Annotated in this window: 3 protein-coding genes and 1 pseudogene; 2 read left to right on the top strand and 2 right to left on the bottom strand. The window is 38.3% G+C overall.

The features are described from left to right. Positions 1 to 311, bottom strand: a pseudogene (locus AMDU4_RS11560) (arylmalonate decarboxylase); the annotation flags it as partial. Positions 312 to 395: 84 nt separating this feature from the next. Between AMDU4_RS11560 and AMDU4_RS11565 the strand changes: the two are divergent. Together AMDU4_RS11565 and AMDU4_RS11570 are read left to right on the top strand one after the other, a co-directional pair. Next, positions 396 to 1,286: a hypothetical protein gene (locus AMDU4_RS11565; RefSeq protein ID WP_021788153.1), complete on the top strand. Its 891-nt coding sequence runs from the start codon at positions 396 to 398 to the stop codon at positions 1,284 to 1,286. Between the two features lie 30 nt (positions 1,287 to 1,316). Next, the gene (locus AMDU4_RS11570; protein ID WP_021787296.1) at positions 1,317 to 1,880 is read left to right on the top strand and encodes a LysE family transporter; all 564 of its coding nucleotides are present in this window, start codon (positions 1,317 to 1,319) and stop codon (positions 1,878 to 1,880) included. Here the strand turns inward: AMDU4_RS11570 and purN are convergent, their stop codons facing one another. Then, the gene (gene purN, locus AMDU4_RS11575) at positions 1,881 to 2,489 is read right to left on the bottom strand and encodes a phosphoribosylglycinamide formyltransferase (RefSeq protein WP_021787297.1); all 609 of its coding nucleotides are present in this window, start codon (positions 2,487 to 2,489) and stop codon (positions 1,881 to 1,883) included. Positions 2,490 to 2,571 lie beyond the last annotated feature (82 nt).

The raw sequence follows: 2,571 nt of genomic DNA on the forward strand, positions 1-2,571 counted from the left end.
TCAGACTCCTGAAGATATTCTATTACAGCCTCTTCCGGTATGATGACATCACTTCCGAATACTTCTCTTATTATTCCCGCATTTTTGTGTGTTCCATAAGTCCTGCCATAAACTATCACATCTGATGACCTTTTCAATAACCCATATGCCTGTTTCAGTTCATTCCTGAATTTTTCTGGATTATCGGGCTCACAGTTTCTGGTAGGCCTCATCCTTGTGGAATGGAAACTCATGTTTTCAGGTGCCATTCTGTACATATCATATTCCAGTGCTACGTTGTTGGCCGGTACTATCATGCCCACCCTGATCATGTATTACTATTGCCCCAACATTAATTAATATATTACAAATCAATATGCCGGCAAACTTTTAATATAAAAATTCTATGTTAATCCATGATAACCTATATAGATGACAGTGACGTTAAAAACAACCTGCCTGTAAAAGAATGTGTTGATGAACTCAGGGAAGCCTTTATTTCATATGGTAAAGGAGAATCCGATTCAAGCCCACGGGACAGGATAAATGGAAAAGACTTTGTGTTCAGCACCATGCCCGCATTCTATGAAAAACGGGGAATAGCCGGTTTGAAAACATACATATTCGGGAAAAATGGATACAGATTTTTTGTCATTATATTTGATACAGCAGATCCCCAGAGGCTTTATGCAATAGATGCAAATGTACTGGGACAGATAAGGACAGGAGCTATTTCTGCAATGGTCACATCAATGCTGGTAAAAAAGAAAACAATTAATTACACCATTATCGGCTCGGGGTTTCAGGCCGAATCACAACTGAGTTCAATTTCAGAATTTTATCATCTGGAAAACGCATACGTATACTCCAGAAATTTTGACCATGCAAGGAAATTTGCACAGAAATCTTCCATTAAGGTGGAACCTGTAAAGGACCTTTCTTGCCTTCTGGATTCGGATGTAATTGCATCTGCTACAGACACAAAAAAACCCATATTCAACTATTCAATGCTGCCTGAGAAATATCATATAAATCTTATAGGTTCCAATGTCCTTGGATCCCGAGAAGCAGATAAGGACGTAATGGAAAACTCCCAGATCCTAATAGAGGAAAATTCAGCACAGTCTGAAATGGAATCGTCAGAAATAAGCGATATAAGGGACAGGAAGAAAATAATCACACTGGGAGAATTTGTGGCAAATCCGGATAAGTACAATAGGAGCAAAACGGTTTTTAAATGCCTGGGTATTGGCCTTGAGGATCTTGCAGCAGGATATGTTGTTTTAAAAAATATGACCTTACTATAATTTTAAAATAATGTTGTAATATCTCCTCAGATGTTTATTTACGAATACGGTCTTGGAATTTTACTGGGGCTATCGCTTGCCGGACCTCCCGGGTCTGTCAATTCCGTCATAGCCAATGAATCACTCAAATCACGCCTTCACGGCATGGGAGTGGGATTTGGTGCTATGACTGCGGATTCAATTCTTTTTTTCATAGTATATCTTACGAATGGCATTATAACTGAGGCCATATTGAAGGTTATTTACATCATAGGTGGCATATTTATGCTTTACCTTGGATTATCTGTCCTGAGATCCAGAATGCCATCAAAAACAAGAAAAGGGAATTACTTTTTAGGGCTCTCAATGGGACTTACAAATCCTTTTCAGATAATATGGTGGTTCACCGCAGGATTTTTCCTTTTGAAGGAGCTGAGCATATTTTCGGTCACAGGATTATTCTCTGGAATAGTTATCTGGATATCCATATTTCCCTATGTAATATGGCGTTTCGGGACAGGATATGAAAAGTACATTAAAATTGGCTCTGCCACCATAATATTCGGCTTTGCCATTTATATATTATACGTGGGAACAGTACTGATTATAGGATAATTATTCCCTTATAACTCTTTTCCCATTTATGGTATACCTTTTAGTGATGAGCAGATTTATTGAGAATACCAGTGATTTGTGCTCCTCTTCATGTATTTTTTTTTCCAGTGATTCTGGTGTTTCATGGTCACATACCTCTACCACCCTCTGGTCTATTATTGGCCCGTTGTCAACATCCTTTGTGGTAAAATGTACTGTGCATCCTGAATACCTTGTTCCAGAATTTATGACAGCCTCGTGGACTCTGCTTCCGTAATATCCCATGCCCCCGAATGCAGGCAGGAGTGATGGATGAAGATTAATGATTTTAAATGGATAAGCATCTATTATATAATCAGGAATTATTCTCATGTAACCGTCCAGGAGTATAAGATCTGGATTTTCGGCACTGAGTATAGCGGATATGATGCTGTTGTAATCTCCCTTTTTAGTATCCACAAGAACGGAGGCTATGCCATTTTCCCTTGCCCTCTGCAGTACATAAGCCCTTTTGTTATTGCATATTAATTTAGATATCCTTGCATTATTTATGACACCATGGTCTATTGCATCTATGACAGCCTGAAAATTTGATCCATTTCCGGAGGCAAGCACAACAATATTATACATGGCATGTCATTGCCTTTTGTTTTAAAAATTATTTCATATGGTACAATGTTAATTCAGTCATCATTTAGCCATAGTTACATTG

It is taken from the genome of Ferroplasma sp. Type II, assembly GCF_000496155.1.